Raw genomic sequence first — 26,804 nt, forward strand, 5'->3', positions numbered from 1 at the left:
AACTTTTTGGGCACAGCACCTTGGTGCAAGAAATGTCTTCGGCCGCAAAGTCCGCGTAGCGGTCATTCGCAGCAACTGTGCGAACGTCTGCACTGAGCCCATTTTGACCGATGCTGCGCGATGTCCTAATGACAGCAATGCGCAGAAAGCGGGCTTTGCAAAGTTCGGAGTTCGGCCCAATCCGGACGTGAGTTTAGAGTTAAGTTGTTGCGGAGGGTTCTCCAAAGCTGCTGTTCACACGCGGCGCTTCGTTCACATGGTCGGCATGTGCGCAACGCTGATTCACCCGACGTTCGACCTAACAGAAAGATGGGTCTAAGCGGAACGCCCTAATATCAAGGCCGATTTACAACAAAGCTCGGCACTATCCCTGCCTTCATGATCGCTGTTTCAACATCATGCCCTGCGAAGAAACCGAATCCAGAGATGAGCGCGGAAGCTATGCCTGCATTTCGTGCACCTAGAATGTCGGTGTGCAGGCTGTCGCCAACCATCAGAACCCGGGATTTGTCGATGTGCCCCAGGCGGCTGAATGCAAGATCATAGATGTTGGCGAAAGGTTTTCCAAAGAACTGAGGGGTGACGCCTGTCCGGTCTGCTAGCCGGTGCGCGAAAAGACCGGGTTCTTTGGAGAAACCGTACTCGCGCGGAGCGACAATGTCAGGATTGCCCACCAATACCGGGCGGGGACGCTCCAGCAAAGCGGCCTCTAACATGGCTTGTCGCGTTTCATTCCAAACAGCTGACCCAATCATCAAAAATCCGTCTACGGTTTCGTAGGGCTTCGGGTCATCCTCCAGGTAGGATAGTTTCAACTCCTCCAGATCGCGAAGGCCGGCACTTGGAGTTGCCATCAATCCCCAATGTAACTCATTTTGGCCGTTTAGCTCAGACAACAACGTGGCCCGACTGGTGATCACGTCTTGTGGCGCGAAATTGTAGCCAAGCCCATAGTATTTCTCGATAAGAGTTGTGTGGGGAAACCCTGCAGCATTCGATACGACCAGAACACGTTTGCCGGCGGCTGTCAGCGACCTGACCCGATCTGGTGTATCTGGGATTGCCGTATCACCAATATTGAGAACTCCGAAGGCATCGAGGAGGAACACGTCAAACTCGTGAGCGATATCCTCCAGCGTGTCCACCTGACGATAGCTCACTTCAGTAGATCTGGGTTGCGGAAGGCGATGTCTTACAGCCTCGTAGGCCTCAAAAGCCTCTTGCGCAGAGAAACCGGTCAAATGATGGCCCCTCTTACTTTCGCCGAAACCCATTCGCTGATCATAACCGCGACCAGAATTACAATCAGGATCAGACTAACTTGCGGCCAAGCCAGTACGTTGAGCGAAGCCGACAATTGCAACCCGATACCCCCGGCTCCAACCAGCCCGAGCACCGTGGACTCGCGGATGTTGATATCCCAACGGAAGACGGCAATGCCCGCGAAAGCGGGTAGGATTTGCGGTACGATCCCATAGGCCATGACCTGCCAGCGTGAAGCACCGGTTGCTGTGATTGCTTCGACCTGCGTGTGATCAATTTCCTCAATCGCTTCGTAAAGAAGCTTTGCGCAAAACCCGATTGAACGAATGGCGATTGCTATGACACCGGCGAACACTCCGGGACCAATAATCGCGATCAAAAGAAGAGCCCAGATCAACGAGTTTATAGAGCGGGTCGAGACAATGACCAACAAGGCAATCGGTCGGATGAACAAGGCCGATGGTGTGGTGTTGCGGGCCGCCAAAAAGGCAACTGGCACTGCCATGCACAGGGCAATTATGGTTCCCAGGGTGGCAATGTTTAGCGTGTCCCAAATCGGGCGACCCAACTGGGTGATGTAATCCCATTTAGGAGGCGTTGCACGGGTCCAAATATCGTTGGCGATGCGGGGCGCATCCCAGACGAAAAACCAAGTCGTCGACTCTGAGATCAGCTGCCAGCAGTAAACAAAGATCGCTACGCCCAGCAACCAGCCGAACCAACGGACTAAGCTCTGACCCGTTGTCCGGCGACGCCAGATTTGCGCATCGTCGCGTTCAAGTATCGGCATTACTGAACCCTCGCTCGTATAATTCCCGAAAGGTATTCAAGTGCCATCACGATGCCGATGATAAGAATGAGAATGGCTGCCGCAGTGTCGTATTCATAGCGGTCGAATGCGGTGTTCAAAGTTGCACCAATCCCACCAGCCCCCACGAGCCCGAGGATCGCGCTTTCTCTGAAATTGATGTCGATCCGATACATGGAAAGGCCTACAAGTCGCGGCATAACCTGGGGCTGAACTCCATAGTTGATCCATTGTGGCCAACGCGCTCCAGAGGCCTTAATCGCCTCAGCCTGAACCTTGTCCATGGCTTCGATATCTTCGGCCAGAAGTTTTGAGAGAAACCCGATGGTGGCGAAAGAAAGCGTCAGAAATCCGGCCAGCGGGCCAAAGCCAAAGATAGCCACAAGCAAAATGGCAACGATAATCTCTTGCAATGCCCGACTAATCGCGACAATGCCTCGGCAAATCATGTAGATTGGCAATGGCGCGATATTGCGGGCAGCCCCCAACCCAATCGGGATCGAAATCAGGATGCCCACGACCGACGCGGCCACGGTCATCACGATACTTTCCAGAAGGCCGCTCCAAATATCTGTCCACCGTGAAATGAAGTCTGGGCTGGTGAACGCAAGCACAAACGCCCAACCTCGATCCAACCCTTCATAGACACGGCCCCAATCAACTTCGATGGTCATGAACGCCGCGATCAGGTAGGCGAAAAAGCCAAGGAGCAATGCCCAGCGGAGTAATGGGTTTTTGACAAAGGCAGGCTTACGCCAGCCTTTTCCCAGCATGTCGTCTAACTCTCGATGGCTCATTCTGCAGCCTCGACATCGTCATCTTCGTCCACTTTTTCGATGGTTGCTTCCCAATCTTCTTCCCCATAGATCTCGGTCAGCTTCTCAGGGGTAAGGCCTGTGGGAAGCCCATCATATACAATTTCGCCAAATCGGAGTCCTACGACGCGGGGAACAAACATCTGAGCGAGCGCCACATCATGGATATTGATAATGGCTGCCAATCCACGTTCCTGACATAACTCGGTGATGAGACGCATAATCTGACGGCTGGTCTTTGGGTCCAGCGAAGCAGTTGGTTCATCGACCAACAGCAGTTTTGGGTTCTGTATCAGTGCCCGGCAGATGCCGACCCTTTGGCGCTGACCGCCAGAGAGTTCGTCCGCCCGTTTATCCGCCATGTGCAACAGCCCCACCCGATCGAGTAGCCGGAAGGCTTCGTCCACATCCGACTGCGGATACCGCCGTAGAAAGCTGCGCCAGAACCCCACATAGCCCAACCTGCCGGACAATACATTTTCCATCACTGTCAGGCGTTCGACCAAGGCATATTCCTGAAAGATCATGCCCATTTCGCGGCGTGCCTTCCGTAATGCCCCCGATCCGAGTTTGGTCAGGTCCACATCATCCAAAAGGACACCGCCGCTTGTAGGTTCAACCAACCGGTTGACACAGCGGATCATCGTCGATTTGCCCGCGCCCGAGGGCCCAATCAACGCAAGAACCTGTCCTTTTGGAACCTCAAGATCGATTGCCTTCAGCGCCTGATCCCCGGTCTTGTATGTTTTCGTTAGCTTCTGAAGACGCAGCATGAAATGCCCCAGATTAGGGTGAACGGCGGGCCCATTCAGGCCCGCCGGATTAGTGAAAGGTTATTGGCAGGCGTAGGAAACGCCATTTGCTGCGTCGATTTTACGAATGACGTCCCAGAATTCCTGATAAGTCATCTCCAGGAATTGGCCTTCGTTTGATTTTGAGAACTCAGCTTCAAGTGTCGTCCCCTCCCAATCGAAATTGAAGAAGGCATTGCGGATCTTTTCCTGCAGCTCGGGTGTCAGGTTGTAGACGGTGCCAAACCCAGTGGTCGGGAAAGTCTGCGACTTATAAATCGTAATGACATCATCCTCATTGATCACGTCACGAGAGATCATCCGCGATTTAACCGAGTTCGCAATTGAGGCCGCTAAGTAGTCTTTGTTGGCAACACCTAGGATCGAGTTGTCGTGCTTGCCCGAATAGACAGGCTCAAAATCGCGTTCGGGCAGAAGATCAAAGTCGCTTTTCAGGATCGCGGAAGGCGCTTTGAATCCCGAGTTCGATGTGGGGGATGTAAAAGCCAGTTGCTTTCCCTTGATGTCTTCAACCTTTTCGATGCCCGAACCCGGATAGGTGATGATTTCCATCTCGTAACCAAAATTACCGTCCTTCGAAGCCATTATTGTGAATGGACGGAACCCTGCGCAGTTTACCGCAAGTGGGTTGGAGCCGGTGTTGAATCCCGCAATATGCAGGCGCCCTGAGCGCATCGCCTCGATCTGAGCTGCGTTGTTCTGGACTGGAAAAAAGACAACGTCCTTGCCCGTTTCTGCTTTCAAATGGTCGAGAAAGTCTGACCACGCAGTTTTGTATACGGCGGGATCTTCAACCGGCGTGTAAGCAAAGATCAAGGTGTCTGGATCTATTTGCTCGGAAGGATCTGCAGGGATATCCGCGATCAAATCCCCGTCGGCATCACAAAAACGCTCGTCCAAGTCACCGCGTGGACAATCCTGCGCCGACGCTATTCCACTCATCGACATGAGTGCGATTGCAGATGCCCCAAGCAATAGTTTGATATCGATCTTCATGTTTTCCTCCCAGTCATGTGCGGTGCTTTTTGTCCGCTGTTAATCAATCATTTTATGTCTACCCGGCGACGAGAACGTCGACCTCGGCGCCCTCAATAGCGTTACGCAATTCTCCTGTCGGTTTTTTGTCGGTGACTATGGAATCCAAGTCGTTAAGGCCTCCTACTTGAGACAAGCCTTTCCGGCCGAATTTCCCGGAATCAACAAGAAGGTGCCGTTTCTCGGCACGCATCAGCATCACCCTCTTTACTGCCGCAAAACCCCGCACTGTTTCTGAAGGACCATCCGTCGAGAACCCAGAGGAACCGATCATGCACCTGTCGACGTTGAAACGGGACAGAAATTCCAGCGTCTCGGTTCCGATAGTTGCAGACTCAGTTGCCAAGTATTCCCCCGGGCATAACAGGACTTGCGCAGCCCCATGGCCAAGGGTCATAGCTACAGGAATGGAATTGGTGATTACCGTGCAAGGGGTACCAATATAAGCCAGTGCACGTGCCATTTCGATTGTGGTCGAGCCGGAATCGATCATGACCGTTTCGCCGCTCTGGATCAGTTCTGCCGCAATGGCACCTATCCGTTCGCGTTCTTCAACCTGAGCGTTCGTTCGTTCATCCAAACCCGGATAGTGCCCTTGCGCTGCGGCTGAGGCCCCCCCGTGTGCCCGCGCTATCAAGCCGTCATTCGATAGAGCATCGAAATCTCTACGTACCGTCTCGTTGGAGACGTTGAACCGCTGTGCCAGTTCGTTGATGCGAACGTGCGGGCGCAGCTTCAGCTCCAACAATATCTGTTGGCGCCGGTCGGATTTCTTTACCCGGCTCTGGTTCTTTTCAGACATTTTGCCGCGCGTTTTTGTTTTGGACATCCGACGACCCGACTAGGCTTCGAAAGCTACTTTTGTGGGCTTTCGGTCATATTGCAATATTTTTTGTTGCATAACCCTCGGAAGGTTGTGAGAATTCGAGCGAACACAAGTATTTCAAAGCGCAAAGCAAAGATGCACAGGCTGATCAAATTCAGAATACGAGCCAAGGCAAAGCGTTAACCGGCCAACCTGCCAATCAGACAGCTTCCTTTTGGTTCTTGATCGTGTGGCATTGAGGGGCGGCATGGGCGACAGCGAGACGGCAGATCAGATTGCGGCGCTTCCGATGCGCTGGGATAAGAGTGGCAAGTTGCGCGTTCTTATGGTCACTTCGCGGGATACCGGCCGGTGGGTTATCCCAAAAGGATGGCTAATAGAGGGCAAAAAACCATGGCATGCCGCAGAAATAGAAGCTCAAGAAGAAGCAGGCGCAGTCGGCACCATATCGAAACGGCCAATCGGTCATTTTTTCTATGATAAACGATGCGAGGGGCGAAGCAGCGTTCGCTGCCGCGTTACCCTTTATCCTCTGGTCGTCGAAAAGTTGAAGCGACGCTGGAAGGAAGAAGGTGAACGAACGCGTCATTGGTTCTCACCGGCAAAGGCCGCAAAGCTGGTTCAAGAAAGAGACCTGTCAGAATTGCTGGATAGTCTAACAGACGATCCAGAACTCAAAACTGTCATAAAGAAACTTCGAAAGGCTGTATGAGGAAGGGCATGAAAGAACCGGGAAACCCGGACGCATTACGCTCATAGGGAGGAAAAATATGAGGAAATTGACATCCACTGCGGTTGGATCGGTGATTGCCCTGGCTGCGTCACTGTCGGCGGCACAGGCCGATAAATTGACTTTCTATTGTTCGGCACAGGAAGACTGGTGCCAACTCATGGCGCGAAGCTTTGAAGATGCGACTGGCATCGACGTCAACATGACCCGGAAGTCGTCAGGTGAAACGTTTGCACAAATCCGCGCCGAAAGCTCGAACCCGAAAGGGGACGTTTGGTGGGGCGGTACCGGTGATCCGCATTTGCAGGCTGCCGAAGAGGGCCTGACGATGGAATACATTTCGCCAATGCGTGACCAACTTCATGATTGGGCGATATCCCAGGCAGAAAGCGCGGGTAACAAGACGATTGGCATCTATTCAGGCGCACTCGGCTATGGCTACAACGCCGATCTTGTCGCTGCCAATAACCTGCCCGAACCTGCCTGCTGGAAAGACCTGCTGAAGCCCGAATACAAGGGCCACGTTCAGATGGCGAACCCGAACTCATCAGGTACGGCCTATACCACGCTAGCGTCGATGGTGCAGATCTTCGGCGAAGATGAAGGCTTTGAGTTCATGAAAGGTCTGCATTCGAACATCAACCAATATACCAAGTCTGGCTCTGCGCCCATCAAAGCCGCTGGTCGCGGTGAGAACACCATCGGTATCGTCTTTATGCATGACGCTGTGAAGCAGGCCGTTTCAGGATTCCCGATTAAGGTCGTCGCACCGTGCGAGGGCACAGGATACGAAATTGGCTCGATGTCGATTATTGAAGGAGCCCGCAACGAAGAAGAAGCGAAAAAGTTCTATGACTGGGCACTGTCACCCGAAGCCCAGAACCTTGCTCTTCAGGTCAACGCGTTTCAAGTGCCATCGAATAAAGGCGCAGAAACTTCGGATAGCGCGCCTGACATGAGTCAGATCAAGCTGATTGACTATGACTTCAAAAAGTATGGTTCCTCAGACGAACGGAAGCGTCTGTTGCAGAAATGGGACGAAGAGGTTTCGACTCTGCCGCAGTAAATGACTGACCGGACTTCAAAAATGACCCATCCGGTCCTGATCTTCTGGATCGCGGCCGGGTGGGTCGGATTCTGCCTGTTGCCTTGGTATATGGTCGACGGTGGCCTTTGGTCGTTCGAGTGGCTTTTGGACGGCTACCCATTCGATGAGGATTTTGCCCCTGCGGCGTTTCTGATTGGGCAGGGTGAAAAATTTTGGCTCGCTCCGCTCCTGATCGCACTCGTCCTGCCGCTATTGGTGTTGAAGCGCCCCAAATCTGATCCACTTTACGCCAGAATACTGATCCTGTCAGGGGCGCTTGGCTTCGGCTGGCTGATCGCTCAGGGGTTCAGCATTGGCATCAGAGGCTTCAACTTCCATTGGTTGGAGGCGATGTTTGGCGAACTTGGCGACCGTCAGTTTGGAATGGGCTATGGCGCAATGATATGTGCCTCAAGCTTTCTGTTCCTGCTTACACTGGGGATCGCGGCAAGAGGTGCCATTAACGGCGACGTCTTCGTCGTCAGCGCCATCGGCGGCGTGATTACAATTGTCACAGCCTTCGTCTTTTTCCCCATCGCCAAGATGCTTTTCGCTGCCTTCGTCACCGAAGATGGCGCCTATTCTATCGCGGTATTCTTCTCGAAGTTTTTCGATGATCGACTGTGGGGGCTGGGGTGTTTTCAGGGAGCGCGTTGTGGCGCCGCCTGGAATTCACTGTTCCTTGCCATCCTCGTTGGTGTCATCACCACGGTCCTGGGGCTTTGCTTTGCACTGGTCGTGACGCGCTCAGGTTTTCGCCATAAACGCGCGCTGCGGGCTCTGACCGTTCTGCCAATAATCACCCCGCCATTCGTGATCGGCCTGGCGCTGATCTTGCTTTTTGGCCTTTCTGGGTCGGTCACCCGGTTCATTGCCGAACTTCTCGGCACCCAGCCGACACGCTGGCTGTACGGAATGCCAGGCATCCTGATCGCACAGACACTCGCGTTCACGCCAATTGCGTTTCTTGTTCTGATAGGTGTGGTTGAAGGCGTCTCTCCGTCGATGGAAGAAGCGGCTCAAACGCTCCGTGCCAGCAGATGGCAGACATTCAAGACGGTTTCCTTGCCCCTGATGCGGCCCGGGCTTGCAAACGCATTTCTTCTGGGCTTCATCGAAAGCATGGCCGATTTTGGCAACCCACTTGTATTGGGCGGCAATTTCGACGTGCTTTCGACCGAAATATTCTTTGCCATCGTTGGCGCTCAATACGATCAAGGCAGGGCCGCAGTTCTGGCCATGGTGCTGCTGTTCTTTACTCTTTCCGCCTTTTATGCGCAGCGTGTCTGGCTGGGGAAGAAAAGCTACACAACCGTCACCGGCAAAGGGGATGCCGGCGTTCATCCTCTGATGCCAATTGGTCTTTCAGTTCCGGTACTACTCATCGCTCTGGGCTGGGCGCTGTTCACAATTGTTGTTTATGCGATGATCATTTACGGAAGTGTCGTCGAGTTGTGGGGTGTCGATAACTCGCTAACTATCAAACACTATGTCACCGCATTCTCCGTACGTTTCGAAGAAGATAGCATTCGCTGGACCGGAGCCGCTTGGGACAGTTTCTGGACCACCATAACGATCGCGGCCATTGCTGCCCCATTGACTGCCGCCGTAGGTCTGGTGACCGCTTATCTGCTGACCAGGCAAAGTTTTGCAGGCAAGAACGCTTTCGAATTTGGAACAATGTTGTCCTTTGCTATCCCCGGAACAGTGATAGGCGTCAGCTACATCCTAGCCTTCAACGTTCCGCCAATTGAAATCACGGGTACTGGTGTCATTCTCGTTGTCAGCTTTATCTTCCGAAATATGCCGGTTGGCGTTCGTGCGGGGATCGCGAGCATGTCGCAGCTTGACCGCAGCCTTGATGAATCCTCGCTGACCCTTGGTGCAAACTCGTGGCAGACGTTCCGAAACGTCATCCTGCCGCTATTGCGCCCTGCGATACTTGCTGCGCTTGTTTACAGTTTTGTCCGTGCCATGACGGCGATCTCGGCTGTCATCTTTTTGGTCAGCGCAGAATATGACATGGCGACCAGCTACATTATCGGTCGGGTCGAGAATAACGACTATGGCCTTGCGATCGCCTATTCGACGACGCTGATCTTTGTGATGCTCGCGGCGGTCGGTTTACTGCAACTACTCGTTGGCCGGGTCCAGATTGGTCGACGCACGCAACACGGAACGGAGGCATCGCGATGACCGACGCCAAAATCGGTTCCAAGGCCGCCCCGGTGCGCTTTGAGAACGTGTCGAAAGTATTCGGTAAAGACGTCGTCGCCGTCGACAACATCAACCTGCATGTCGATGCAGGAAAACTCGTCACACTGCTTGGTCCGTCAGGCTGTGGGAAAACAACGACTTTGCGCATGATAGCCGGGTTGGAAATGGCAAGCTCGGGCAAGATCCTAATTGGTGATCGGGACGTGACCAAATTGCCTGCCACCGACCGCGACGTATCCATGGTTTTCCAGTCATACGCGCTTTTCCCTCACATGAGCGTGCTGGAAAACGTGATGTATGGCCTCACATTCTCAGGCTTTGCAAAGGATGAAGCCCGCGGCCGCGCTATGTATGGATTGGAACTGGTCGGTCTTCAGGGGTTCGACAATCGTCTTCCCTCGGAACTTTCAGGGGGCCAACAACAACGTGTTGCCGTCGCCCGCGCGCTGGTTCTTGAGCCGCAGGTTCTGCTGTTCGACGAGCCGCTGTCCAATCTCGATGCCAAGCTTCGCCGTCAGGTGCGAGAGGATATTCGGGCAATCCAGCAAGATCTTGGTTTGACAGTTGTTTACGTGACCCACGATCAGGAGGAGGCACTGGCAGTCTCGGATGAGATTGTCGTCATGCGCAACGCAGCGATCGCCCAAATGGGCACACCACGCCAGCTTTACGATGCCCCGAACGATCGTTTTGTCGCCGATTTCATAGGTGAGGCAAACCTATTGGATTGCCAAATCGTCGATATCAATGGCGACGTGGCAACGATAGAAATAGAAGGCTACCGCCACACGCTGCCACGTCGCGGTTTGTCCGAAGGAAACGCAACCATTGCAGTGCGACCCTCACGTCTGGTTATCGGCTCAGACCAAGGCATAGCAGCCAAGGTGGCGAAGGCGACCTATGTTGGCGTTCGAATGGAGTATACGCTGATCGGTGCATTCGGTCAGGTTTTTGCCGTACACGATGACGTCGATGCGCCGCTTGATCCCGGCGCCGAAATCAGAATGGGTTTTGCTGACAAAGGGCCCGTTCTTTTGCCGGATTAAATGCCGAAACTCATTATCATCACACACCCCGAGGTCTCTATCGATCCTGCCGTCCCGATAACTGAGTGGGGCTTGAATGCTGTGGGCCGTAAGCGCGCTACTGAATTTGCATCCAGTGGAATCTTGTCCAACGTCACTCAGATATGGACCAGCGACGAGCGGAAGGCCCGCGAAACAGGCGAGATTCTTGCTGCACCACGAAAGCTATCCGTGAAATGCAATTTGGATCTTGGTGAGAATGACCGCAGCGCAACCGGTTACTTGCCGCTGAAAGATTTCGAAGCCGCGGCAGATGCTTTCTTTGCTCAGCCGGAAAGTAGCTATCGCGGTTGGGAACCAGCGATCGAAGCACAGATACGCATTCTTCGGACAGTCACTAAGATTATCCGGTCGCATAATGCCGGGGATCTTGCAATTGTAACGCACGGAGCAGTGGGCACACTGCTTTGGTGCGCACTCTCGAATTGTTCGATAGACCGCAAGCACGACCAACCCTCACAAGGCCATTTCTGGCAGGCAGATTTAGCTACGCTCAAGCCTGATTCATGTTGGGTCTCTTTGACGTAGGAGCTAAGCGTTCCAAGCGTTCTCTGCGATCTCACGCAACGTCTCGAACACATCTGGTGTCCCCACGATCACGCGCCCGCCGTCTCGGATCATCTCATCGGCGTCCTGATCCTCGACAACGCCACCCGCTTCCGAGACCAGCAATTGCCCAGCCAGACAATCCCATGCATTCATGTGCTCCTCCACGTAACCCAAAAGGCGCCCGGCAGCGACGTAAGCCAATGAAAGCGCTCCGCTGGCGTTTCTGTGAAACATCGCCCCGTGCTCGATCAGATCCTCGATAACAGGTAAGACATGATGGCTCTCAATCCGGTTCGAGTATCCCACAGCCACTGTTCCATCTTGCAACGGCACTCCTAACGCGACGCTTATCGGTGATCCGTTAAGTGTCGCAGTTTCTCCGCGAGTTGCGACAAAAGTTTCATCCACGTTTGGATCGTGGATCACACCAATTTCCGTTTGGCTCTCAGTGACACCAGCCAGAACAATAGTCCATGCAGGAATACCGTTCACGAAATTCGTGGTCCCATCAATAGGATCAATAACCCAGTCAAAGCCACTCTCTCCCGCTACCGCGCCATGCTCTTCACCGTATACGCCATCTTTGGGCCACGCCTCCGCGATTCTTTGACGAATGAAAGTCTCGACGTTCTTGTCCGCCTCGCTCACCCAGTCCTGAGCGCCTTTTTGATCAACAATAAGATTGACCCGATCTGCAAAGAACTTTTTGGCAAGTAGCCCAGCCTCCTCGCAGACTTCGGTGGCAAAGTCTCTGCGTTCTGAAAGTCGAGACATAGGTGCTCCTTTTTCGGTTGGAGAGTTGCTCAGCAGCATTGTAGGCCAAGCGAAGACTAGACAACCAGATAGTCTTTTCGTTTGCTTCAGGTGCCAATATTGGCACCACAAACCTTGAGTTCCGAGTGTCTACGATCTGCTCCGCGATCAATCTCCCGATCAATAGTTCTCTAATTTCTGTTTGCATTCGATGTAGAGCCGACTTGCGGTAGCGCAGCCAAAATCCTGAAACACCCACACTTTGAATGTCGGCTTACTTTCCGGCGCTCAAGTTGGTCTCTGCGCGCAACAAAGGTCGGCTCCCCATTCGAACCGCAGATCTGAAGTTTCCGCTTTGGGCTGAGACCAGTCATCAGAAAGCGATGAGTCTACGGCAACTTTGTCCGCAGAGCGGTCTTTCGCTGCAACTTGCTTGAACTTCTACTTTGCGCACGGAGCGCGCCAATTCGCTGGGACGCCCCCAAGCCCCAATCGCGATGTTCGCCAAGCCAGAGACTGGCTTTCTGCAAATCCACCTCCATTGGAATTGACGCGAACGCCGGAGTGGCGCGCGACTGAAACGTTGGGGGTACGTCATGGGTTATTGCGAAAGGCTAATCTGGCTGCTGCATGGACTGCGGCGCAGAACGGCAATTGGAAGGCTTGGCGCATGCTGACAAGTGTATAAGAAGCTAGAAACTGTTTGCTTAGCCGCGCTCACTTGGTGTCGCCAGAAACTCGATATCTTGGGTACATGAGTTCCGTGCCCGAAGAACATCATCTTTGAGAGATCGCATAGAAGTTAGACTGTCAAAATTTATCCTATTGCAATTAAAAGATAAGAAACGGATTCATACTCAGTTGCGCAAGAATTTGTCTGTCGGAGGAGCGCAATCGAGCCCTATCCCCGTAACGGATTGTCACTTGCAGGCTTTGCTTCAAGTGAGGCTCAGCGGTGTTGACCCACCCCCTGGCACCCCTTCAGCCAGTCTCTTACATGCTTGTGAGGCGCCCGCATTATCTGGGGCATCTTTTCAAAGATTGCCCTGACTAAGAAGGATTGCATTCCATTCCCTACGAACCCTCGAATTGCGATCTCCTTAGGAGATACCGTTTCCGCCTACAGCGGAGATTGTTTGAAGACAGAACTGCGTCCGGTGTGCATAGAATCGCGCGGAATGGAAAGTTCGTGAGTTCTCATGCACACACCGAAGCAAGTCTACTCCCAATATCCAGTAGACGAGCGCCACGTTTTAGCTACCGCGTCCCAAACACTGGCCGTGACGCAAGGCGTTGGGTTTATTCCGTCGCAATTGGATCCATGAATATCCGCAACAACAACGCGTTGACGCCCAAAATCAACAACCGTCCAGCCCTGGTTGAGCAAGGATTGAACCTCCTCTTCAATCAAGAAGTGCGACATGCATCCGCCAGTTCCGCAGTAAAGAGATGCGGCGCTCGAACACGCAAAACCCGACTCATTCAGCACCCAGTCGCGTTGTAGATCTCCGTCGAGATCGACCCTTTCAACCGCACCCCAATCTAAGTCAAACTGACCGTCGTTGAACTCCGCACAGGCTCGTGCCGCCAGACCAACCTTCGCCTGCAAACCGGGCGGAAGTTGCGATACATCAGCCGCGACAGCTGGTGAGGTCCAGACAAGGCCCGAAGCAAGCATAACCCCGGCGAGCAAACATTTCATCTGACGCGCTATTTGGGAAGTTGGTTGGAAGGAGGTATCAATTGCACTGATCATACCTGTAGTCCCCATATTCCAGCCAGTTTTCCGAGCCTTCGTTAAAAATCAGAAATTCGGACCTGTCTTCACCAAGAAGGGCGACGACAAATCCGGCCGGTGGCTCAGAGTTTCCGAAGTAGCTGTAGGCTGTCATGGCTCTGATCGACTCGCCGTTAACCGCTACTCGCGCGTCCCACTCTCCGTCCAGGTTGTCCAAAATTACGGGTTCGATCACGCGCTCTATCGCCCCGCCACCACAATAGACGATGCCTTCGGGGGGTTCGTAGGAGGCCCCCTGGCTAGGACCTGAATCGCAGGCGGAACGAAGGGACCGAATTGCCGCGCTGGAACCTTTCAAGTCAAAGATTCCGTAGCTGACATCTTGATCAATCATCGACAGGTTAACCGAAGAATTGGCCGCAAACTGGTCCAGTACAAAATCATAGTCCTGCTGACTATTGAAACTGACCTCGACTGGATAGTTGTCGACGATCTGCAAGACAGTGTTTTCTGCACCAACCTGAAATGCCCCAACTTCGGTGGTGCCGTTCTTCAAAAAACGAATGGAAAGCCCTTGCTTCTGCACGATGTCCTGGCTGTCCTCGTATCCAGCCGGAGCAAAGCGAATACGGTCACACTGAAGTTCCAGCGTCATGTTTCCTGTCTGAATAAACGCATTGGAGTTGGGCCCGGAGCTGAACGACCACTCCGCTGATGCTGTGGTCGCTCCTGCCATCAGTAGCATTCCAATGGAAATGGTTTTGCAGCTCATTTTTTCTCTCCATTGAGTTACGGTTCGCACTGCTATTCAGCAGAGAGTCCGGCCCGTTGCCCGGACAACCAGGTCAGGAAACAGGTTCGCCGTATTCGTTTGCGCCTTCTTCCGAAGGGCGCGTCAACCACCAGATCATCAGAATGGACAGAACCAATTGAAGAATTGAGACAACAACAATACCGGTCACGCCCAGGACTGCCGCAGGTCCTCGCAATGCGTCAGGGTTTTCGGTCCCTTGCTCCAATACCGAAAAGAACGCCACCCCACCCAGCACAACAAATAGCGTTGTAATGCTGAGCGCCATCGGCAGCAGCAAATACCAGCCAGGTCGTCCTGAATCATGCAGCCTTCGCCAACCGGCGGCCAGCATAGGTATGAGAACAGCCAGCTGGAAAACAGAGGACAGGACCCGGGATCCCTGGCCTGTTTCGGGGTTGGTCCCGAATATGATCGTATCCAGCACAGCTAAGGCAGTACTCACGAGAACCACAAACAAGAAGAACCACCAGTATTCTGAGCGTATAGCCCGACCGGAGAACTGGAAGTATTTCGAGAAACACGTCTTAACGGCTTCACCAAATCCCATCTTTCAATCCCTTCATTGTTTCTGTGCGGCCTCAAATCGCTTCGCCGCTCAGGGGAACACACTCGCAGCTCCCAGTTACTTTTTTGTTTGAACGCAGAGGCCTTTCGTACGAGAGCGTAGAGAAATTTACGCGCGGAAAAAATATTGATTTATTAAAAATTAGATTCAAACATGCGAATTCGACACAACTTTATTTTACCTCCGTTGTTGTCGTTGCTGCTCGCTGTGCCGAGCCCTTCCGACTGCTGGAGTGAGTGCTGGCGGTCGGAAGGCACTTTACAATGATTGAGCGCTGGGAGGACGCGATGCTCAGACTAAACGTACTCGCCCTATTTCCAGAATTCGCTCGAGCTTTTGCCAGTGTCGTCATTCAGCTTTCACACGTCGTCGGCGGTCTCGGTAGTCAAAGTAAAATCGCTCTGCCCGCCAAGCCCCCCGCGACAAGTTGTTGGAAAGGGAAATCACAGGGTCGAAGTATGTTCCATAGCCCGCTCTGACGCGAGAACTTCAAACAAGCCCATCCAATTTCACTAATTTCAAGGGAACCAGAGGGAGAAGAAAATGTCTAACAAGATGGTGATGATTGCAGGCACGACATGTTTCGCACTGCTTGCGGCCTGCGACGATACGAGTACATCAAGCGCGTCCGCCGAGCTCACGCCGGCTCAGCAGGCGTGTTTGCGAGATGTAGCCAACACGACGAACAATTCGCAAGTCGTGGTGCTCTCATCCGCGTTTAGCGAGGCGGGAACACAGGTCACAGTCGGCGTTGGCGAGGATCGTGCTCCTTGGAATTGCATTGCTTACAGTGATGGCGCGACGGCTGGTATCGAGTTCCTGGGCGACGAAGGCGCATTGTGACCTGTCTGCTGCGTAGCTGAAAACGGCTGCGCAGCACTGGCTTGATCTGCTGAGGCTCGACTTGGTTTGTAGAACCACCATCATCGTATTCGCGGTCCTGTACCTGTTGGCGTTGGTTGCATTCTTGACGGGCACATTTGGCTGGTTTGAACAGGAACGAGACCCTTTGTCCGGAGTGTTCCTGCTGCCGTTGGGACTACCTTGGATACTTGTAGCGGACTCAATTCCGGAGTCCGCCAAGCCGTGGTTCGCGGCGATTGCACCGGCGCTCAACATTTTGGCGCTGGTTTTTATTTGCAGGTGTGCTCGCAGTTTACACCAGAAATGAAGGCAGAGCTCTGTCTCACCAAAAGGGAGGAAAACATGGGAAAAGTGATCTTGGGAATTGTGATCGGGCTCGTCCTTGGCGTGGTTGGGGCGATGACCTTGGGTGGCGGTGCCGCGATGGGCGTCGGAGTTGCGACAGGCTTGTCCGCCGGTGTCTGCACCACATTGAAAGGAGCACAAGCCGAGAACCTTATCACCGCCGAGCAAGCGGATCAGATCCTCAACCGCGTAAATTCCGAAATGGCGTCACTGCAAGGAATTGAAACGACGGACGAGATCGTCGGCAGCGCACAGGCATGCGATGAATTTCTGTCAAAGTTACGAGAAGCAAAGTGAGGTTCCGCTTTGTACGGAGCAAAACTGTAAGGACAAGCCAACAGGGAACCATCTGATGAAACTCGATTTACTCAAACTCCTCACACCCATGTTCGCAATCGCGGGCGCAGCAGCTTTTGCAATGTCAGAAGCCGACGACGCATGTATCGACCATTTGCGGCAGGTTGGTGGACCAGACGGCCAATCCGGTACGATTGAAAGCTCAGAGTTTTCAGAAGCGGGCACGCTCGTCATGCTACGTGACGCAGGCGGAACGCTTTGGCGCTGCATCGCGTACAAGGATGGTAGCATCGGCGAGATGTCGGTTGTCGAAGCGATGGATGATGGCGGTGGAGCCAAGGCAGGCGCCGCCGGGTCTTATGGTAGCCAACGTGTCAAATTCGATGCTGGTTCCACCGGTGCCGAACTCGTTGGTGAACTCGCGCCCGGAGCGTCACAGCAATATGTTCTCGGTGCAAAGAACGAACAGTTTCTCTACGTTCGAGTTGCGCCGCGAAATGGCTCCTTGGACTATGTTATTCGTAACCCTGATGGATCTGAATTGTTAGGATTGATGTCGGCGGACAAAGAGTATCGAGGACAACTTTGGCAATCCGGTGATCATGTTGTGGAGGTTATCAATCGCAGCAACTCTTCTGTCGACTACAACGTCATTTTCGGAATTGAATAGGTGATCAATCAGAAACGCTTGAACGCAAGTCCAAAAAAGCGAGGGAAAAACAGATGAAACCCAAGGTCCTATTGGTGATCGGCACGGCGTGTATTACTGCGCTTGCAGCATGCGACGACAGTGGTGGATCAGTGGATGCAAGTGCACCAACTGTGGGCAGCTCTAGCGATCTTTCGTCATTTGAAGGGGCAAGAGCGGGCCAAGCTGAAATGGGCATCCAAAGTCTCGGATTTGAACTCATCCGCAGCGAAGGGCTGACCTCGTACTGGTTTAACAAAGATACTGGTGCATGTGCTCGGATCACGACATCTGAGGGAAGGTACTCAGATGTAACAATGCTGCCATCAGGTGACTGCTGACAAATTTCCATCAATCCCAAATCCAAGAGAAGGAGCCCAAACTTGCAATTCGACCTGGTACACGCGGCGGTCATCGTTGTCGCGTTAATCATCACTAACCTGGCATTGAAATCGGCTGGCGTGATCAACGAAGAAAACAAGCACCAATGGAACTGGAAAGTTGTTCTAGCCTACTTCGTGGTCGTCGTTATCATCAACCTGGTGTGGCCCATCTAAAGTTTCACAGCGGAAAGCTATTTGCCCACTTGATATGGTTGTCATGAACTAGCCTTTCCGAGAGACTATCAGGTCGCAAGAGTTTGAGCATTAAAGGTTCAAGAATAGAAAGGATTTGGCATGCGGTTTTTGGCGTCCCTCATATTCATTGGTGTTCTCGCAACCGCTGCGAATTCTGACGTGACCAGTCGAAATGGCGGTCCAAGCAACAGTCAAATGCTTTCAAAGGGTGGTGACGGAGGCATTGATGGTGTCGCTTTCTTTCGCCCAGTCTTAAGCGGAGTGTTGTATCGATCCGGTTTCAAGGGCGGCGACAAGGATCGAACTGGCCTAAGTGAAGGTCAACGCGACACTCTGTGCGGTGAAGGGTTTTCAACAGGGTTTTATGCCGACTTCGGCAAAAACACTGAATACGGTCGCACCAGCTGCGGAAACGGATCCTTTGACTATCAGAGCGCCAGATCCTCCCGACCCGATGCTGTCATGGCGTCCATACACGAGGTGATTCAAAACCCTGGAAAGGGCCCTGTTCTGGTGCACTGCATGTGGGGCGTTCATTCCTCAGGTGCATTGTCGGCGATGGCGCTCGTTCAGTTTTGCGGTTGGACAGAAGAAAGGGCCAAGGAATATTGGAATGATGCCCGAAACGGAGCCCCTTGTTCAGGCGGGTGCGACCAGTGGATTGACGCAAAGTTCTCCAACTTCAGTGTCGACCCAAAATTGAAGATCTCCACCGAACAACAGGCAGCGATTTGCCCCAAATGATATTGGGAGGACTATCCAAATGAGGTTCAATCTTCTGGGGTCACTTGCTTTCATTGCACCCACTGTCTTGTGGGCGAACGACGATGTTCTCGGTGAAGCCACGACATTTGATAGTCCCAACGGCGTTACTGAACGCTGTATTCGGATCGAAAAAGTTCCAACGGGCGAGTATAAGAAAAGCGATCTTGAGGAAGAAACGGCCTATTGCGAGATCGATTTCTATGCCCCCGAAATTGCTATTTGCCCAAAAACCTGGAGCACCAGCCCAGGAATGGCAGTCTACGATATTTCGGAAGGACCTTACGTGGGGAACCGTTCTGAATTCGAGAGAAACGCTTGCAAGGAGGGGAAGGCGGCAAAAGACCTGGCTAAGGACAGGGTGGCTAAATTCAAGTCCACCATGAACCAAAAAGGCACCAGTGGAACCTTTTCCACGTCTTCACTGCTTTACTATCATTTCTCCAGATATTTCGACGCGACTGTAAAAGTTCCAGTCGCCGTTTGGCGTAGCATGGACGCCCAGGCGCATTTTTCCGAGGTCGCCGAGCCTGGTCTTGCGATTTCTGGTGGCTCTCATGGCGGGCGCATGAACCACGAAGGCTGGCGGGTCTTCGCAGCTGCGGATGCTGACCCGAACTCATACCAGCCAACCGACGATCTGTTCACCGCAGATCGAACGCAAATATACGGTGTGCTGCTTGATAGCCCTGGGCATCGATACGGCTCGGAAATCAACGGCACCCGTAAATCTGGTTGGGGGAAAGGTCAGAACCGCGATTTTCAGGAAACTCCTGCTTTCTTGGCTTTGCGTTCTTCAAAACCCTTGCCAGAGGCCATTGCAGAGGGCGTTAAAGAAGGCCGAAAAGACCGGATCATCAACAAGGATCTCGGCCCCGATGTCAGTGACCAACAGATGGCATTTTGGATGCAAGAACTTACCGAAATTGTTCTACTCGACTTCATCTTCAGCCAGCAGGACCGTGTAGGAAACATAGACTTCACACCCTATTGGTATTGGGTCGAAGACGGAAAGCTGAAGCATAAGAAAGCCAATCACCATCAGCCGAACGATGGAGATATTCCCGCCGAGGCATTATTGATCCGTCGCAGCAATCTAAACGACAACGATGCTGGTGGGCGGGTCGAGTATGCTAACTTCGCGAAATCTACTCAAATGCTGGAAAAAATGCGGCACTTCTCTCCAAGCACCTACCGGCGCTTGGTTGCTTTGAATAGTGATCTTCAATCTCAAGGTCCCGTCTATGGCTGGTTGTCGCGGAGCCTTGGGTTGTCAGATAGGCAGATTGCCCAAGTTGTGAAAAACACCGAGCTGGCAATGTCCATTCTCCAGGACAATTGTTCTAATGGTGATTTGATGTTCGACTTGGATCCTGTCGCATTCATTTTGAAAAACGACACCGAGGTAGAGGCTGTGGACTGTTATGAACCGTAGGTGTTCTGCGCTTATTGCGGCGTTCATTTGGACCACTCTGCTCGCCTGCAAAGCGGCGGCATTGGATGTTATCGTCATATCGGATCTGAACGGCAGCTATGGTTCGGTGAAATACGATGCCCGCGTCGACAAGGCGATTAAGCGGATAGTCGAGATTGATCCCGATTTGGTGATTTCGACCGGAGATATGGTTGCGGGACAGCGCATTCCCAACTTGTCCGACAAACAGGTCAGGGAGATGTGGAAGGCGTTTCACGTGGCCGTATCAGATCCTTTAGCGGCTGCCGGAATTCCATTTGCGGTCACGCCTGGAAACCATGATGCTTCCGCCTACAGTGGGTTCGAGCGTGAAAGAAAAATATACGCAGAGGAATGGACTCCGAGAAAACCAGACGTCGATTTCCTGGTTTCAAATGACTACCCATTCTTCTACGCATTTGAGATGCAGAGCATTACGTTTGCGTCTCTGGATGCAACAACCCTAGGACCCCTGTCCGGTGACCAGCAGGACCGCCTACAGGAACTGGGTGCAGACGGAGACCCGATTGTCACTTTCAGTCACCTCCCACTTTGGCCGTTCGCGATCCAACGCGAACGCGAAATCATCGGTGACCCAACACTTGAAAAAATCTATTTGGAAAGCGGTGTCGTTCTGCATCTGTCAGGCCACCATCATGCCTTCTACCCCGGTTGGAAAGACGGGGTAGCTTACGTCTCTCAAGCTTGTTTGGGGGGTGGCCCGCGACGGCTTATTGGCTCAAAAGCCAGATCACCTCACAGCTTCACTCATGTTACGTTCCAGCCAAACGGAGAGTTTGGGATAGCAGTGTATCGAGGGCCTGATTTCGAAAGGTCGGTAAACTTCAAGTCGCTCCCGAAAGAGATCAGATCCCCGAATGCGGTGTTGAAACGTTTAGACCTTGTTAAATGACTAGAGGTTGAGTTTCAGTTCAACTTTTTCAGGAACCAGATCGTTTATCATCTCTTCTATCCGAGCTTCTGAAAGTCCACCCGAGGTGATGAACAGCAATGAAACGCGAGATTTTCCGGGGACGTGGTGTTTTCTGACCAGCTTCCATCCAGCGTCTGCGGCCATAGCTTCAATGGCGCCGCTGACATTCAACGAGTGCTCTTCGTCTGAGGCCTTGAGGGAAATCTCTACACCCTTGTTTCTTCCACCAAGCCAAATGAAACACCAACATACAACCGCCACCAGTGTGGCCATCAGCGGCAAGCCCAGACCGACCGCAAGACCAAGAACGGTCACGATTATCATTTCGACTGTGTCCACCGGATCATCGAGATTGGAGCGGAACCTGAGCAACGCGCCGATGCCAAAGATAACGAAACCGATCATTGAACCGTGCTGAACCACCAGAAAACCAACCGCCATACCGATAAGCGCATACAGGAAGAAAAGCCTTGGCATAACTATGTCGCGGACGCTTCTACGGGCTTTACGTCTCACCGGATGATAGACGATCAAGCCAGCCAGAATGATCGTGACGATCACATCGAGCGTGAAGAAATACAGTTCCTGTTTGCCACGAAACTGCGTCCACCGGCGTTCGATAACGATTTCCGACCCCGAAGCCCCGGCCAGCATCGTTGCAGGGTCGACTTGTGACACCGCAGCACCTGGCAACAGCAGTATCAACAACACGGTCACAAATGTGAGGGACGTATTCAACTTGTCTTCCTTCCTGCTCACGCCAAAGGCTTACGCTTAACCAAAGGCACATCATGCCCTATTCAATTCAATCGCAACAGGCGGGATCAGGTAAAGAGATTACAGTGCATTCTTCGGACAACGTATCCGGACTGTGATACGAACGCTGATACAGGGATGTGGTCCAAGCGCGAGAGAATCCAATGACAGAAAACAGAGTGTTTTCGTCAAAAGCTGAAATTTCACGGTGTTTCTGCAAACTTAGACGACTCGCTTTTGCAGCCAGCTTGGTTGCGGCAGCCTTCTTGCCTTGGACCGGTTTTGCCTGCGCCGAAAGTGCTGGATTGGTTCTGGTCGATAAATTCAAGGTGGCAGACAAATCAGAGGGATTTTCAGAGCCTTCCGGTTTAGCAATGTCTAACGCTGAAGGCTTCTTGTGGTCTGTAAGTGATGCCGAACCTAAACTGCACCTACTCGGAATCGACGGGGTATTGGGAAACTCTTTCAAGTTGCCAGCATTGGTAGGATCAGATTTGGAGGGCGTCGCATCACGAAAAGATGGGACTGTTTTAGTACTTCAGGAAACTGATCGATCAATTCTAGTCGTTCACCCGACTGACCCCATTCAACTAACTACAATCCCTCTCACATCTCTCAAAGGCTACTCGGACGCCGCTGAATTGCTCGTCGGTAATCCTTTGAACAAGGGACCTGAGGGCATCGCCGTCGACCCGGAATCCGGGCGGGTCTTCATTGGCATTGAAGGACAACCAAGGTTGTTAATGGTCGTATCACCAGCGCTAGACGAAATTGTTAAGATCATTCCTTTAGCCCGCGATGCAGGTTTTATCTCCGAGCGTGTAGATGATGATGAACTGGATTTGAGCGGCCTAACATGGTCCCCGTCCTCACGTTCTCTTTGGATTGTAAGTGACAAAGGCCGTCAAATCTTCGTCTACAATCCAGAGTCCAAGTCCGTAAAGTCTATCAGTTTGACATTCACAGAAGATGGCAAACAAAAGGAAGTTAAACATCCCGAAGGAATCGCTCTCGATGAGACCAAAGGGCTTCTCTATGTCCTAACAGACGATGCCAAGAAATCGCGGCTTTATGTTTTTGAGCAACCGGAATTGTGAGGACTGTCCTACTAGTTCTCTACTCTAACTTGTTGAAAAGCCGGGTTGTGTAATTGAGCGCCGTCGTATGTGCGGCGTATTAAGTAAATCTGCGTTCTGTTCACTGTGTTTCTTAAAAACATCACCCATCAATACATTCGAGTAGCGTCAGGTTCACACATGCGAACCACATAATAACATTGGACTTCAACATGCTCAGTCACTTTAAGGTTGTCAAAAATGCGCTTATTCAGCTCAGTTGTTTTTGCGATCATTTGCTCTCTTGTGGCCACTGCATCAGTTCCAAGAAGTAGCATTGCCCAAACCTGGGACATTGCATCACAGCACTCAGTCAGCGGCGTAACGGTGTATGATGCGGATGAGCTGTTAACTTTTGCCGGTCAATTGGCCTTCAATCGGTCAGGACGCATCACAGCGGTGGAGGTCGCATCAACGATCACTCAGATCTACCGAGAAGACGGTTACTTCTTGGCTGAGGCCTGGCGCGGTCCCGATGGGCAGAGCATAATTGTTGATGAAGGGCACATTCAAACCATCGAAATTGAAGGCGTAGATACGCGCACGTTCCAAACCCTAGAAAAGATCTTTCGCCCCCTCACCACCGCATACCCAATAACTCTCAAGCGATTTGAGCGGGCGGTTATGTTGGCCGAGGACATACCCGACTTGGACGTGTCGACTGAACTTGATTATCCGGATCAGGCTGGTGCTCGGCTGAGAGTATTGGGAGAGCCACTGCGAAAACAAGCCGGTAGTGCGACACTCGACAACCCTCCGCGTGAGCTTGGAGAAGCGCTCAGCTTCTATGTCGTACAAGAGTTTTATTCAACGCTGACTGTCGGGGATTTGCTGCGATTTGAGGGATCAGGCAATTACAATTGGGACAAAGACGATGAACACTCTTTATGGGGCGCTCTTACCTATCGCACGCCGCTGAACAGCAATGGTCTGTACGGTGAGATCTTCTACGGGAACATAAACGCAAAACGTGACCTCTCGGGGGACTTTGCGAGAACAGATATTGACGGCGAGAACTTCACAGTCGCGATGGGTTACCCCGTGATCCGCGATGTGGCCCGTTATGGGTATCTTCTGCTGGACTATCGCCTTTCAAAAGCGGACTCAGTCAGTGGTGGCGTTCCATTATCCAGTGACGCGAGTGTCGTTGGCCTTACATATCTTTATGGGCAAAACTATCCAAAGGGACAAGCTCTGGAAGCGGGGCTAACCTTATCTTTTGGTGACAATGACAACGACACGACAGACGCGAATTTTGACGACGGGGACTCTTCGTTCTGGCATCTACGAGGCGGCGTCGGATACGAAAGCCCGCTAACGGGCTTGTCTCCCAATACAGCTTGGCGAACCGAGATCTGGGGGCAGTACACAACAGACCGGCTGCCCTCAGTCGAAGAGTACTTCCTTGGTGATCGTTATGCTTTGCGCGGATATCGTTTTGACGAAGTGGATGGTGATTCCGGGATTTCCGCGATTTTCGAAGTGTCTCATTCCTACTTCCCCAGTTCCCAGAGCATACATCGCTTAACGCCCTTTGCCTTTTTCGACGTGGGATACATCTCGAACAATGACCCTGCGAGTTTCGAAGTTGATAATGCTACACTGGCATCGACAGGTCTGGGTTTGGACATTGAGTTCAAGCAAAATCTATTCCTGTCCGGATATGTCGGTGTCCCTTTGAGAGACGGCCCTTTGACCGACTCTGGCGATCCTGGCGCGTATCTTGCTCTGACAACAAGTTGGTGAGGATATTATGAAACTGAACCGAATTGCTGTACTTACCGCAACTTGTCTAATTGCAGAACTGGCCGCTACTCAGGTCTTTGCCCGCGGAAATCACTACGGGTGGTGCCGAGGCGTAGGGAACCCACACCAGTCGAGCCAAGGATGCGGGCAGGCTGGTGGGCAAGGGGCAGGTAATCAAGTTACTGGCCCAACTCAGCCGGTGGCAAATCAGTTACCGCCTAAGGGAACGCAGCAAACGCCCACGTCCGTTACTGTTCCAGTCCTTGCGCCGGGCGCGGTCCCGAACGCGATTCCCAATCAAGTTCCTATCGCGACACCAATAGCGGTTCCCGGTCAGGTTCCCACGCCGGTAGTAGCGCCGACCCTAACTCCGCCTCTGGCACCAAACGCGACACCAAACCGGGTTCCGACAGCTGTTCCAAATCAGGTTCCGCCATTGGCTACTGGTCCCACCGCGGTGCCGCCGCAAGTTCCGACTGCAACTCCCAATCAAGTTCCGATAGCTATCCCTGGCCAGGTTCCGCCTCAACCAACCGGCCCAACAGCGGTGCCGCCACTTGTGCCCACCGCAACACCAAACCAAATACCGGTCGCAGTTCCTGGTCAGGTCCCACCTCAGCCCACCGGTCAAACTGCTGTGCCACCGCTCGTCCCGACTGCAACACCAACCCAGATTCCGGTCGCAGTGCCCGGCCGTGTTCCGCAACCCAGCGGCACTACAGCGACACCACCGCTTGTCCCAACCGCAACCCCCAATCAGGTTCCCACGGCGGTTCCTGGTCAGGTTCCACAGTTGACACCAAAACCTACGGCAACTCACGTGGCAGTCCCAGGGCATCCGAAACCACAAGGCGTCGTGACAATCATGCGCCCAAAGCCGAGGCCAACAACTGGGACCATCCAGCAACCCGGCACAACACAAGTGACCCACCACTTAACCCACCAAAGCAATTCAAAGAAACACGACCACGTCGCAGCAACACCTGGACGGCATGACCCGCACGACCTACCGAAGTTCCGCAACGCGGCGGCCAAGGAAGACTGGGAATGCGTTGCCAGCGGATTTGGACAGCGCCGGTATGATGCCGGACGCGGTGTTTTGCTGAACAACGGGGCGCTGCGGCATCTGGGGAATGTGGACGCAATGGCACGCGATGTACCGGCACGACATCCAAAACACTCTGGCTGCATTATTTCGGTCAAACGAAAGCAGCAGTAGCGCCAGTCTGGTAAAAGCACATCTTGAAACCTTAGAGGAATTCTTCCGAGTGGGAAGCTGGTTTCCAACCAAGGTTAGGTTGAAGAATAGACATCAACCGAAGGCGTCATGTCTCAGAAGGTTAATGAGGCATACAATATACCTTTCTGAGTGCTGTTTGGGCATCCGGCTCGGATCATCGGATGCCCCAAAAAACCGACTAGGAATTTCGCAAAAAAGCGAAACCACTACGAGAAGGAGTCCTCCATGAGTTCTAGATTGGTCCTTCTGCTTGCTACCGTCGGCCTCCTACCAATTGCGTTATCTTACGGTCTGATGCCCGGCAGTTCGATCCCAGTTTTGCTGGGATTTCCGGTGGAAGGGACGAACCAAACCCACGTGTTCCGAGCGATTATGGGTCTTTACCTGGCAAACGCGTTGTTTTGGTTGGCGGCCGCTTCGAAACCAGAATTACAACGCCCCGCGCTGTGGGTTCTATTTTTGTTTATGTCGGGACTGGCCGTTGGACGCATACTAAGCATTCTTATCGATGGAGTTCCGAACGGGATACTTCTCTTTTATCTTACGGCCGAGATAGCATTTGCGGCTCTGGCGGCTGTTTCACTGAAAAAAGTACGATGAAGTGGGAAGCGGTAAAATGGTGAGGTTTGGCTTTGTTCTCTCGATGATTGCAACAGCGTCGGTTTCGACATCCTGTCTGGCACAATCGTCATCTGTCCAGACTGCGGTGGACAAAAACTTTTTAGAGCTTGAGACTGCCGTTGTCGAAGTGGGAGCTACTCCAATCGCATCAATAGATCACGCGCGCTTGGCCAAAGCTGAAGGCGTAGAAATGCCAGCATCACGTGTACTCATTTTCTCTGATCCAGAGATAAACACGCCCATTCTGGAAGAGTGAGCCTCCCCAACTGAACGGGTCCACCGTTATGTTCAGGAAACGGAGGACTAAG

At 52.7% G+C, this 26,804-nt stretch carries 28 protein-coding genes; 17 read left to right on the forward strand and 11 right to left on the reverse strand.

Features of this window, described 5'->3' with window-relative positions; translation table 11 throughout:
- On the forward strand, positions 1–319 hold a 319-nt coding region (locus GOV87_RS20365; RefSeq protein WP_217360914.1), incomplete at its 5' end, for a hypothetical protein.
- A 16-nt stretch (positions 320–335) separates the two neighbouring features.
- On the opposite strand, the gene GOV87_RS19665 is transcribed toward GOV87_RS20365, so the two are convergent.
- From GOV87_RS19665 to GOV87_RS19690, 6 genes are read right to left on the reverse strand one after another with little or no spacing between them, the layout of a single operon-like run.
- Positions 336–1,241, reverse strand: a complete 906-nt coding sequence (locus GOV87_RS19665) for an HAD-IIA family hydrolase (protein ID WP_253284526.1) — start codon at positions 1,239–1,241, stop codon at positions 336–338.
- Positions 1,238–2,053: a phosphonate ABC transporter, permease protein PhnE gene (gene phnE / locus GOV87_RS19670; RefSeq protein ID WP_170327399.1), complete on the reverse strand. Its 816-nt coding sequence runs from the start codon at positions 2,051–2,053 to the stop codon at positions 1,238–1,240. Before phnE (GOV87_RS19670) ends, GOV87_RS19665 begins: the two co-directional genes overlap by 4 nt.
- Positions 2,053–2,868, reverse strand: a complete 816-nt coding sequence (gene phnE / locus GOV87_RS19675) for a phosphonate ABC transporter, permease protein PhnE (RefSeq protein WP_170375209.1) — start codon at positions 2,866–2,868, stop codon at positions 2,053–2,055. Before phnE (GOV87_RS19675) ends, phnE (GOV87_RS19670) begins: the two co-directional genes overlap by 1 nt.
- Positions 2,865–3,659 carry a phosphonate ABC transporter ATP-binding protein gene (gene phnC / locus GOV87_RS19680; protein WP_170353305.1) on the reverse strand — a complete coding sequence of 265 codons (795 nt, stop codon included), beginning with the start codon at positions 3,657–3,659 and terminating at the stop codon, positions 2,865–2,867. Before phnC ends, phnE (GOV87_RS19675) begins: the two co-directional genes overlap by 4 nt.
- Before the next feature lie 60 nt (positions 3,660–3,719).
- Positions 3,720–4,694 (reverse strand): phosphate/phosphite/phosphonate ABC transporter substrate-binding protein, encoded by a 975-nt coding sequence (gene phnD, locus GOV87_RS19685; protein WP_170353304.1) that lies wholly within the window; start codon positions 4,692–4,694, stop codon positions 3,720–3,722.
- A 58-nt stretch (positions 4,695–4,752) separates the two neighbouring features.
- Positions 4,753–5,562 carry a DeoR/GlpR family DNA-binding transcription regulator gene (locus tag GOV87_RS19690; RefSeq protein ID WP_170375211.1) on the reverse strand — a complete coding sequence of 270 codons (810 nt, stop codon included), beginning with the start codon at positions 5,560–5,562 and terminating at the stop codon, positions 4,753–4,755.
- A gap of 244 nt (positions 5,563–5,806) precedes the next feature.
- Here GOV87_RS19690 and GOV87_RS19695 point away from each other — a divergent pair, with 244 nt between their 5' ends.
- The 5 genes from GOV87_RS19695 to GOV87_RS19715 are packed head-to-tail and all read left to right on the forward strand — an operon-like array spanning position 5,807 to position 11,206.
- Positions 5,807–6,271, forward strand: coding sequence for an NUDIX hydrolase (locus tag GOV87_RS19695; RefSeq protein WP_171212903.1), 465 nt, complete (start codon positions 5,807–5,809; stop codon positions 6,269–6,271).
- Between the two features lie 58 nt (positions 6,272–6,329).
- Entirely contained in the window at positions 6,330–7,355 is a 1,026-nt protein-coding gene (locus GOV87_RS19700; RefSeq protein WP_170353301.1) for an ABC transporter substrate-binding protein, read from the forward strand.
- Positions 7,356–9,572 carry an iron ABC transporter permease gene (locus tag GOV87_RS19705; protein ID WP_171212904.1) on the forward strand — a complete coding sequence of 739 codons (2,217 nt, stop codon included), beginning with the start codon at positions 7,356–7,358 and terminating at the stop codon, positions 9,570–9,572.
- Positions 9,569–10,639: an ABC transporter ATP-binding protein gene (locus tag GOV87_RS19710; protein ID WP_170353299.1), complete on the forward strand. Its 1,071-nt coding sequence runs from the start codon at positions 9,569–9,571 to the stop codon at positions 10,637–10,639. Before GOV87_RS19705 ends, GOV87_RS19710 begins: the two co-directional genes overlap by 4 nt.
- Entirely contained in the window at positions 10,640–11,206 is a 567-nt protein-coding gene (locus tag GOV87_RS19715) for a histidine phosphatase family protein (RefSeq protein WP_170375217.1), read from the forward strand.
- Positions 11,207–11,209: 3 nt separating this feature from the next.
- On the opposite strand, the gene GOV87_RS19720 is transcribed toward GOV87_RS19715, so the two are convergent.
- From GOV87_RS19720 to GOV87_RS19735, 4 genes are all read right to left on the reverse strand, one after another.
- Entirely contained in the window at positions 11,210–12,001 is a 792-nt protein-coding gene (locus GOV87_RS19720; protein WP_171212905.1) for an inositol monophosphatase family protein, read from the reverse strand.
- A gap of 1,198 nt (positions 12,002–13,199) precedes the next feature.
- Positions 13,200–13,736 carry a hypothetical protein gene (locus tag GOV87_RS19725; RefSeq protein WP_171212906.1) on the reverse strand — a complete coding sequence of 179 codons (537 nt, stop codon included), beginning with the start codon at positions 13,734–13,736 and terminating at the stop codon, positions 13,200–13,202.
- Positions 13,720–14,454, reverse strand: a complete 735-nt coding sequence (locus GOV87_RS19730) for a hypothetical protein (protein ID WP_254447432.1) — start codon at positions 14,452–14,454, stop codon at positions 13,720–13,722. Before GOV87_RS19730 ends, GOV87_RS19725 begins: the two co-directional genes overlap by 17 nt.
- 109 nt (positions 14,455–14,563) lie before the next feature.
- Entirely contained in the window at positions 14,564–15,079 is a 516-nt protein-coding gene (locus tag GOV87_RS19735; RefSeq protein WP_171212908.1) for a DUF805 domain-containing protein, read from the reverse strand.
- Between the two features lie 561 nt (positions 15,080–15,640).
- Here GOV87_RS19735 and GOV87_RS19740 point away from each other — a divergent pair.
- The 7 genes from GOV87_RS19740 (at position 15,641) to GOV87_RS19770 (ending at position 20,997) form a co-directional block, all read left to right on the forward strand.
- Positions 15,641–15,940, forward strand: a complete 300-nt coding sequence (locus GOV87_RS19740; RefSeq protein ID WP_058282225.1) for a hypothetical protein — start codon at positions 15,641–15,643, stop codon at positions 15,938–15,940.
- Positions 15,941–16,303: 363 nt separating this feature from the next.
- Complete coding sequence (locus GOV87_RS19745; RefSeq protein ID WP_113790468.1) at positions 16,304–16,603, forward strand: hypothetical protein; 300 nt, start codon at positions 16,304–16,306, stop codon at positions 16,601–16,603.
- 55 nt (positions 16,604–16,658) lie between these two features.
- Positions 16,659–17,273, forward strand: coding sequence for a hypothetical protein (locus tag GOV87_RS19750; RefSeq protein ID WP_171212909.1), 615 nt, complete (start codon positions 16,659–16,661; stop codon positions 17,271–17,273).
- A gap of 53 nt (positions 17,274–17,326) precedes the next feature.
- Complete coding sequence (locus GOV87_RS19755) at positions 17,327–17,632, forward strand: hypothetical protein (protein WP_171212910.1); 306 nt, start codon at positions 17,327–17,329, stop codon at positions 17,630–17,632.
- A gap of 42 nt (positions 17,633–17,674) precedes the next feature.
- Positions 17,675–17,848, forward strand: coding sequence for a hypothetical protein (locus GOV87_RS19760; protein ID WP_171212911.1), 174 nt, complete (start codon positions 17,675–17,677; stop codon positions 17,846–17,848).
- A gap of 784 nt (positions 17,849–18,632) precedes the next feature.
- The gene (locus GOV87_RS19765) at positions 18,633–20,066 is read left to right on the forward strand and encodes a hypothetical protein (RefSeq protein WP_171212912.1); all 1,434 of its coding nucleotides are present in this window, start codon (positions 18,633–18,635) and stop codon (positions 20,064–20,066) included.
- 61 nt (positions 20,067–20,127) lie between these two features.
- Positions 20,128–20,997, forward strand: a complete 870-nt coding sequence (locus GOV87_RS19770) for a metallophosphoesterase (protein WP_171212913.1) — start codon at positions 20,128–20,130, stop codon at positions 20,995–20,997.
- On the opposite strand, the gene GOV87_RS19775 is transcribed toward GOV87_RS19770, so the two are convergent.
- Positions 20,998–21,756 carry a hypothetical protein gene (locus tag GOV87_RS19775; RefSeq protein WP_171212914.1) on the reverse strand — a complete coding sequence of 253 codons (759 nt, stop codon included), beginning with the start codon at positions 21,754–21,756 and terminating at the stop codon, positions 20,998–21,000.
- Positions 21,757–21,938: 182 nt separating this feature from the next.
- On the opposite strand from GOV87_RS19775, the gene GOV87_RS19780 reads away from it, so the two are divergent.
- From GOV87_RS19780 to GOV87_RS19795, 4 genes are all read left to right on the forward strand, one after another.
- On the forward strand, positions 21,939–22,871 hold the full coding sequence (locus GOV87_RS19780) for an SdiA-regulated domain-containing protein (RefSeq protein ID WP_171212915.1): 933 nt from the start codon (positions 21,939–21,941) through the stop codon (positions 22,869–22,871).
- 219 nt (positions 22,872–23,090) lie between these two features.
- The gene (locus GOV87_RS19785; protein WP_254447434.1) at positions 23,091–24,635 is read left to right on the forward strand and encodes a ShlB/FhaC/HecB family hemolysin secretion/activation protein; all 1,545 of its coding nucleotides are present in this window, start codon (positions 23,091–23,093) and stop codon (positions 24,633–24,635) included.
- A gap of 922 nt (positions 24,636–25,557) precedes the next feature.
- The gene (locus GOV87_RS19790) at positions 25,558–25,854 is read left to right on the forward strand and encodes a hypothetical protein (RefSeq protein WP_171212917.1); all 297 of its coding nucleotides are present in this window, start codon (positions 25,558–25,560) and stop codon (positions 25,852–25,854) included.
- 258 nt (positions 25,855–26,112) lie between these two features.
- Positions 26,113–26,475 (forward strand): DUF4345 domain-containing protein, encoded by a 363-nt coding sequence (locus GOV87_RS19795; RefSeq protein ID WP_254447433.1) that lies wholly within the window; start codon positions 26,113–26,115, stop codon positions 26,473–26,475.
- The last annotated feature ends 329 nt before the right edge of the window (positions 26,476–26,804 follow it).

It is taken from the genome of Ruegeria sp. HKCCA5426, from assembly GCF_013034585.1.
Lineage (GTDB): Bacteria > Pseudomonadota > Alphaproteobacteria > Rhodobacterales > Rhodobacteraceae > Ruegeria.